Source organism: Pseudooceanicola lipolyticus, assembly GCF_002786325.1.
In the GTDB taxonomy this organism is placed as follows: Bacteria; Pseudomonadota; Alphaproteobacteria; order Rhodobacterales; family Rhodobacteraceae; genus Pseudooceanicola_C; species Pseudooceanicola_C lipolyticus.
In genome coordinates, this window is record NZ_PGTB01000188.1 from 1 (window position 1) to 6,564 (window position 6,564).

Annotated in this window: 9 protein-coding genes; 3 read left to right on the plus strand and 6 right to left on the minus strand. The window is 66.3% G+C overall.

Going from position 1 to position 6,564, the window contains the following annotated elements; genetic code table 11:
* Positions 1-226 (minus strand): NTP transferase domain-containing protein (locus CVM52_RS22500; protein WP_172721069.1); only part of this gene is annotated, 226 nt, incomplete at its 3' end.
* A gap of 130 nt (positions 227-356) precedes the next feature.
* Between CVM52_RS22500 and CVM52_RS22505 the strand changes: the two genes are divergently transcribed.
* On the plus strand, positions 357-1,073 hold the full coding sequence (locus tag CVM52_RS22505; protein WP_100164611.1) for an AzlC family ABC transporter permease: 717 nt from the start codon (positions 357-359) through the stop codon (positions 1,071-1,073).
* Positions 1,070-1,414: an AzlD domain-containing protein gene (locus CVM52_RS22510; protein ID WP_100164612.1), complete on the plus strand. Its 345-nt coding sequence runs from the start codon at positions 1,070-1,072 to the stop codon at positions 1,412-1,414. The genes CVM52_RS22505 and CVM52_RS22510 overlap by 4 nt, the downstream gene beginning before the upstream one ends.
* On the opposite strand, the gene CVM52_RS22515 is transcribed toward CVM52_RS22510, so the two are convergent.
* The 5 genes from CVM52_RS22515 to CVM52_RS22535 form a co-directional block, all read right to left on the minus strand.
* Positions 1,403-2,020, minus strand: coding sequence for a hypothetical protein (locus CVM52_RS22515; RefSeq protein WP_100164613.1), 618 nt, complete (start codon positions 2,018-2,020; stop codon positions 1,403-1,405). The genes CVM52_RS22510 and CVM52_RS22515 overlap by 12 nt on opposite strands.
* 15 nt (positions 2,021-2,035) lie before the next feature.
* Positions 2,036-2,170 carry an aa3-type cytochrome c oxidase subunit IV gene (locus CVM52_RS22520; protein WP_100164614.1) on the minus strand — a complete coding sequence of 45 codons (135 nt, stop codon included), beginning with the start codon at positions 2,168-2,170 and terminating at the stop codon, positions 2,036-2,038.
* Positions 2,171-2,236: 66 nt separating this feature from the next.
* A complete protein-coding gene (locus CVM52_RS22525) occupies positions 2,237-2,725 on the minus strand; it encodes a DUF6173 family protein (protein WP_100164615.1) in 489 nt (162 codons plus the stop codon).
* 2 nt (positions 2,726-2,727) lie between these two features.
* Entirely contained in the window at positions 2,728-3,774 is a 1,047-nt protein-coding gene (locus CVM52_RS22530) for an MBL fold metallo-hydrolase (protein WP_100164616.1), read from the minus strand.
* Positions 3,775-3,778: 4 nt separating this feature from the next.
* Positions 3,779-5,491: an acyl-CoA dehydrogenase gene (locus CVM52_RS22535; protein ID WP_100164617.1), complete on the minus strand. Its 1,713-nt coding sequence runs from the start codon at positions 5,489-5,491 to the stop codon at positions 3,779-3,781.
* A 135-nt stretch (positions 5,492-5,626) separates the two neighbouring features.
* On the opposite strand from CVM52_RS22535, the gene CVM52_RS22540 reads away from it, so the two are divergent.
* The coding region (locus tag CVM52_RS22540) for an L-threonylcarbamoyladenylate synthase (RefSeq protein ID WP_100164618.1) at positions 5,627-6,564 on the plus strand (938 nt) is incomplete at its 3' end.

Below are 6,564 nucleotides of genomic sequence, written 5' to 3' on the forward strand. Positions count from 1 at the left end.
TGTTGAACCAGATCACCCATGACGGCCCCGCCGGCGCCCCGCCCGTTGTCATCGCCCACGGGCTGTACGGATCGGGCAGCACCGTGAGACCGAAACCGTGAAACCGCTCGGGCGGGCCATTGGCGTTCAGCGCCAGGGCGGTCACCTGCGGCGCCAGCCGGTCGATGACATGCGACAGCAACGGACGGCCCTGTAAGCGGCGCAGCCCCTTGTCGCCGCCCCCCATGCGCCGGGCCAGCCCGCCGGCCAGAATCACGCCGGGCAATGCGTTGGAAACGCCGGACTCTGCGCGCTCGCCCAATTGCAACCCCTCCCAATCACCGATACTGCGGACAGGAGCAGTCTAGGAACAAGGCATGACCCGCACCACCGGCAAATCGTATTTCTGGATGGGTTGCCGCAACAGCATCCCCTTTGTCTTCGTGGCGGGGCCCTTCGGGCTGCTCTTCGGGGTGCTGGCCACCGAGGCCGGGCTGAACCTGGTCGAGATCATGACCTTTACCATGACGGTGTTTGCCGGGGCCGCGCAGTTGACCGCGCTGCAACTGTTGCGGGAAGAGGCGCCGACGCTGATCATCCTGGCCTCGGCGCTGGCGGTGAACCTGCGGATCGCGATGTATTCCGCCTCGCTCACGCCATATCTGGGCGCTGCGCCGCTGTGGCAACGCAGCCTTGCCGCCTATTTCACCGTCGATCAGTCCTATGCCCTGTCGATCGTTCGCTTCGAACTCGAACCCGGCATGACGACCAAGCAGCGCATGGCGTATTTCTTTGGGACCAATTCGCTGGTCGCGCCGGTCTGGTACACGATGACGCTGACCGGGGCGCTGGTCGGTACCCGGGTTCCGGACAGTTTCGCGCTGGATTTCGCGGTGCCGATCGCCTTTCTGGCGATGATCGGTCCGATGCTGCGCACCCCGGCGCATGTGATCGCCGCGCTGGTGGCGATCGCCACCTCGATCCTCGCGGTCGGCATTCCCTATAATCTGGGCCTGCTGGTGGCGGGAACCGCCGGGATGATCGCCGGCGCCCGGACCGAGGTGGTGCTGGCCCGCAGGGGAGTGACATCATGACCGGCAGCGACACAACCATCGATCCTGTGACGCTGTGGATCGTGATCATCGGGCTGGGGCTGGGCAGCTTCCTGCTGCGCTTTGTCTTTATCGGCCTGGTCGGCAGCCGCGCGATGCCCGCCTGGCTGCTGCGGCATCTGCGCTATACCGCGGTGGCGATGCTGCCGGCGCTGGTGACGCCGCTGGTGATCTGGCCCGCCGCCACCGATGGCGAACTGGACCTGCCGCGGCTGGCTTCGGCGATGGTTGCGCTGGTGCTTGGCCTGATCACCAAGAACGTGCTGATCAGCATCACCGGCGGCGCGGTCACCCTGTACGCGCTGCTCTACCTACTGGCTTGAATTCAGCGCGGCGTTGCCCTGCGCCAGTCCGGCCTGCAGATCGGCGCTGTCACCTTCGTAATAGGTGTCGCTGACCACACCGGGCAGGGTGGCGAATTCTTCCTGCAGCTTGACCGGGTAAAACGTGCTGCTGATACCTTCAAAACCGGGCACCTGCCGCAGCAGCCCCGAGGTGGCATTGGCGCAAAACGCCCCCGCCACCGGGCCCTTGGCCAGGGCCAGGCGATAGGCGGTTTCCGCCTGCGCCGCCGTCACCGGAATGGTCTGGCGCACCACGTGGAAGGTCGAGCGCGCATGGGCGCTGCGATAGGCCTGTTCGATCCGCGGCGAGATGCCAAACAGCACATCGTTCCGCTCGGGCACGATATCGGCATAGAACGAGCCGGCGGGGTCAAAAATCACCCGCTCCGAGGCATTGATCAGCAGCGCGGAATGCCCGCCCTTGCCGGTGCGGTTGTTGACCATGGTGAACAGCGTGATCGAGGGATTCTCGGGATCGCTGTACCGCACCGCCTCGACCGTGGCGTCATCGGCATAGGGCTGGTATTCGACGCAGCCAGCCAGGGCCAGCGCCGCAGCGGCCAGCCAGAACACACGCAGCTTCATGGACGAGCCTCCGGCTCAGGTGATGAAGATCGCCATGAAGACGAGCAATGCGAGGATGATGATCACCGACCATTTGACGAAGGCCATGAAGCTGTCAAACGTGTTGACGTGATCCTCGATATCCATCTCGCCGTGCTTGTGTTCCGCCATGTCGCGTCTTTCCGTATGTTCAGGTTTTGTCGCTGGATAATGGATTCTCGAAACCGTGTCACCACGTCATTCCGACGCGGCGGCACGATCATGCGCGCCCGGCTCATCCTGCTCGAGTTCCTGCACAAGACGAAAGCCGATGCGGTGCGCCGGGGCGCTGGCCTTGGGTTTGGGAATCGCCCGCAGCATCACGTTCAACTGGCTGACATGCTGGATCAGCTGGGTCCGCCCGCCCTGCGCGTCGCTGCCGTAAAAGGTGACGATATCGGGATCGAAATAGCCCATCCCCTCGATCCGCAGCACCCCGGCATCGCCGCCGGTAAAGCCCATCGCCACCTCGTGTTCGCCGTCCAGCTGTTTCTCGAAATTCTGGATGTAGAGGATCAGCCGCTCGTAGGCCCATTGCGCCGGGCTTTTGCCCTTGATCGGGCGGTTCAGCCGCTCGGGCACCGCGCTGAGCCCGGCACAGGCGCCCTGCCCCGAATGCACCTCGTGCAGGCGCGGTAATGCGGCGGCTTCGGCCACCTCGGCGGCGGTGTCGATCTTGTTATCCATAGCTACTCCCGGTGCTGATACAGCCAGGCGCCGTCTTTCCGGCGGGTCCGGCTGACCAGACCCTTGGCATAAAGGTGGTTCACATGGGCCACCGCTTCAACCAGGGCCAGGCCATATTCCGCCTCGCCGATGGTGCGTTTGAACAGCGGCGCGAAACATTCGGCGGCGCTGTGCGGCGCGGCCAGGTGCCGCAACAGCCGGTCCAGCGCCCCGTGGTGATTCTCGATCAGCTGCCGCATCCGGGTCGGCAGCCCGGTGAAGGGCAGCTTGTGCCCGCCCAGCACCAGGTGATCCTCGCGTGCCATCGCCCGGAACCTTTCGCAGGACTCCAGCCAGCCCTGCAACGGGTCGGCCTCGGGTTCGGTGGCGTAGACGCCGATATTGGGGCTGATCGAGGGCAGGATCTGATCGCCGGCGATCACCAGGTTGTCATCCCGGCTCCAGAAGGTGGCATGTTCGGGCGCATGGCCGTTGCCGGTGAAAATATCCCAGGTCCGCCCGCCCATGGTAAGGGTCTCGCCCTCGCAAATGCGGCGAAAGCCCAGCGGCATGGGATAGACGATATCGGCATAGTTGAACGGCTTCTCGCCGGCGCGCTTGTCCAGGATTTCGGGCGCCATGCCGGCGCTGCGCCAGAAGGCCAGCGTTTCCTCCGGCGGCGCGTCCTGGTCATCCAGCATCAGCATCCGGGCAAACAGCCAGGCAGTGCGGGTCGATAGCAGCTCGGCGCCCTTTTCGCGCTGGAACCAGCCGGCATTGCCCATGTGGTCGGGGTGGTGGTGGGTCATGATCACCCGGCGCACCGGCTTGCCCGCCATCGGCCCGGACAGCAGCCGCTCCCACAGGTCGCGGGTCAGGCCCGAGCCCATGCCGGTATCGATCACCGTCCAGCTGTCGCCGTCATCCAGCGCGTAGACATTGACATGGTCCAGCTTCATCGGCAGCGGCAGCCGCGCCCACAACACCCCCTCGGCCACCGCGATCATTTCGCCGCGCGGCGGCGGCGTGTCCCAGGGGTATCTCAGCACCGCGCCGCGATTGCCGTCCATGGGTTCAGACCGCCAGCTCTTCCAGGCTCAGGCCAAACAGCCCCTCGGCCCCGATCTGCGCCTGCGCCAACAGGCCGGTATGCTCGGGCAGCAGGCGGCGGATGTAATAGCGTGCCAGGCATTCGCGTGCGCCGCCCGGATCGGCCAGCGCCGCCGCCAGGTGGTAATGCCCGCCCAGCACCCGTCCAAAGGCGTGCAGATAGGGCACCGCCCCGGCAAAGCGGTCGTTCATATCCTTCTGCCCGGCCAGCCATTCGGTGGTTTCCCGCAGCGTTTCCGAGGCCTGCCACACCGCCTCGGCCAGGTCCGGCAGCTTGGCGCGGGCCTGTTCGGCCTGGCTCTGGATCTCTTCGATCAGCGCCGCCGCGGCCTCGCCACCATCCATCATCTTGCGGCCCACCAGATCCATCGCCTGGATACCGTTGGTGCCCTCGTAAATCGCGGTGACCCGCACGTCGCGGTAATATTGCGCCGCGCCGGTTTCCTCGATGAACCCCATGCCGCCATGCACCTGCATCCCGGTGTCGGCCACCTCCATCCCGGTTTCGGTGCCGCAGACCTTGGCGATCGGCGTGAGCAGCGCCGCTCGCGCCGCCCAGTCGGCCTGACCGGTGGCATTCTGCATGTCGATCGCCACCGCGCAGGCCAACAGGATCGACCGCGCCGCAAACACATCGGCCTTCATTGTCATCAGCATCCGGCGCACATCGGCATGGTCGGCGATGCTGCCGCTGCTGCCTTCGGCCGGGCGGCCCTGCTTGCGCTCCTGGGCATAGGCCAGCGCGTGCTGATAGGCGCCTTCGGCGACCCCAACGCCCTGTCCGCCCACGCCCAGCCGGGCGTTGTTCATCATGGTGAACATCGCCTTCATGCCGCCATGCGGTTCGCCCACCAGCCAGCCGGTGGCGCCATCATATTGCATCACGCAGGTGGGCGACCCGTGCAGGCCCATCTTGTGCTCCAGCGACACCACCTTCAGGCTGTTGGCCTTGCCGGGATTGCCCGCGTCATCGGGCAGGTATTTCGGCACCACGAACAGGCTGATCCCCTTGGTTCCCGGCACCCCGTCGGGCAGCCGCGCCAGAACCAGGTGGCAGACATTGCCGGTAAAGTCGTTATCGCCCCAGCTGATATAGATCTTTTGGCCGCTGATCGCATAGGTGCCGTCGCCATTCGGCTCCGCCTTGGTGCTCAGCGCGCCAACATCCGACCCGGCCTGCGGCTCGGTCAGGTTCATGGTACCGGCCCATTCGCCGGAAATCAGCTTGGGCAGGTACAGCTGTTTCAGCTCGTCGCTGGCGTGATGTTCCAGCGCCTCGATCTGCCCCATGCTCATCAGCGGCGCCAGTTCGAGCGAAAGGCAGGCCCCCGACATCATCTCGTTCACCGCCGTCAACAAGGTCACCGGCAGGCCCATGCCGCCAAAATCCTGCGGCGCGCTGATGCCGATCCAGCCGCCATCGGCAATCGCCTTCCAGCCCTCGGCAAAGCCCGGCGAGGTGCGCACCACCCCGTTTTCCAGCCGCGCGGGATGCAGATCGCCATTGCGCTGCAGCGGCGCCATCACCTCTTCGCACAGCCGGCCCGCCTCGCTCAGGATGGCGCTGACCATGTCCTCGCTGGCTTCGGCAAAACGGTCGGTGCCGGCCACGTCGTCAAAGCCGACCACGTGGCGCAGCATGAACTCATAATCCGAGACCGGGGCACGATACGGCATGGATTCCTCCTCTCAATCCAGATCGGGGCGGCGGCACCCGCTTGGCATCCGCCCGCGCCGCCTTTATGGGACAGTATCTGTGCCTATTGCAAACGCAGGCAGACCCCAAGCAATCAAAACGCGGCGTCACAAGTCATGACCCAACCTTCCCCCGAGATATTGGCAGCTTCTTCCACCGGCATCGCCCGCGCAGCCAAACTGTTGACCGCCGGCGCCTTGGTCGCCTTCCCGACCGAAACGGTTTATGGCCTGGGCGCCGATGCGCGCAATGGCAGCGCCGTGGCCAATGTCTTCGCGGCCAAGAACCGGCCCAGTTTCAATCCGCTGATCGCCCATGTCGCCGACACCCAGACCGCGCGCCACTATGTCGAATGGAGCGACACCGCCGAACGGCTGGCCAGTGCGTTCTGGCCCGGACCGCTGACGCTGGTGCTGCCGCTGAAGCCGGGGCATGGCATTTCCGATCTGGTGACCACCGGCCTGCCCACCCTGGCGCTGCGGGTTCCGGCGCATCCGGCGGCACATGCGCTGCTCCAGCGGTTCGCCGGTCCGGTCGCCGCGCCCTCGGCCAACCCGTCGGGCCGGATCAGCCCGACCACCGCTGCCCATGTCATCGCCGGGCTGGACGGGCGCATCGCCGCGGTGCTGGATGACGGGCCCTGCACGGTGGGGCTGGAATCGACGATCCTCGGGCTGGACGGCCCACCAACACTGCTGCGCCCCGGCGGACTTCCGGCCGAAGCGATCGAGGCCGCGCTTGGCACCCCGCTTGCCCAGCGGGCGGCAAACGCGGCGCTGAGCGCGCCGGGCCAGCTGGAGTCGCATTACGCCCCCGGTGCGCCGGTGCGGCTGAACGCCACCACCGCGCGTTCCGGCGAGGTGCTGCTTGGCTTCGGGCCGATGGACTGCGATCTGAACCTTTCCGAGGCCGGCGACCTGCATGATGCGGCGGCCAATCTTTTCGGGCATCTGCACAGGCTGGACGCCACCGGCCAGCCGATCGCCGTCGCCCCCATCCCCGACCACGGCCTGGGCCGCGCCATCAACGACCGGCTGCGCCGCGCGGCGGCGCC

What these genes read in the sequence shown, in the direction of transcription:
- CVM52_RS22530 (WP_100164616.1), bottom strand. Translation starts at nt 3,774, where the DNA reads ATGGACGGCAATCGCGGCGCGGTGCTGAGATACCCCTGGGACACGCCG.
- CVM52_RS22505 (WP_100164611.1), top strand. Translation starts at nt 357, where the DNA reads ATGACCCGCACCACCGGCAAATCGTATTTCTGGATGGGTTGCCGCAAC.
- CVM52_RS22520 (WP_100164614.1), bottom strand. Translation starts at nt 2,170, where the DNA reads ATGGCGGAACACAAGCACGGCGAGATGGATATCGAGGATCACGTCAAC.
- CVM52_RS22515 (WP_100164613.1), bottom strand. Translation starts at nt 2,020, where the DNA reads ATGAAGCTGCGTGTGTTCTGGCTGGCCGCTGCGGCGCTGGCCCTGGCT.
- CVM52_RS22510 (WP_100164612.1), top strand. Translation starts at nt 1,070, where the DNA reads ATGACCGGCAGCGACACAACCATCGATCCTGTGACGCTGTGGATCGTG.
- CVM52_RS22535 (WP_100164617.1), bottom strand. Translation starts at nt 5,491, where the DNA reads ATGCCGTATCGTGCCCCGGTCTCGGATTATGAGTTCATGCTGCGCCAC.
- CVM52_RS22525 (WP_100164615.1), bottom strand. Translation starts at nt 2,725, where the DNA reads ATGGATAACAAGATCGACACCGCCGCCGAGGTGGCCGAAGCCGCCGCA.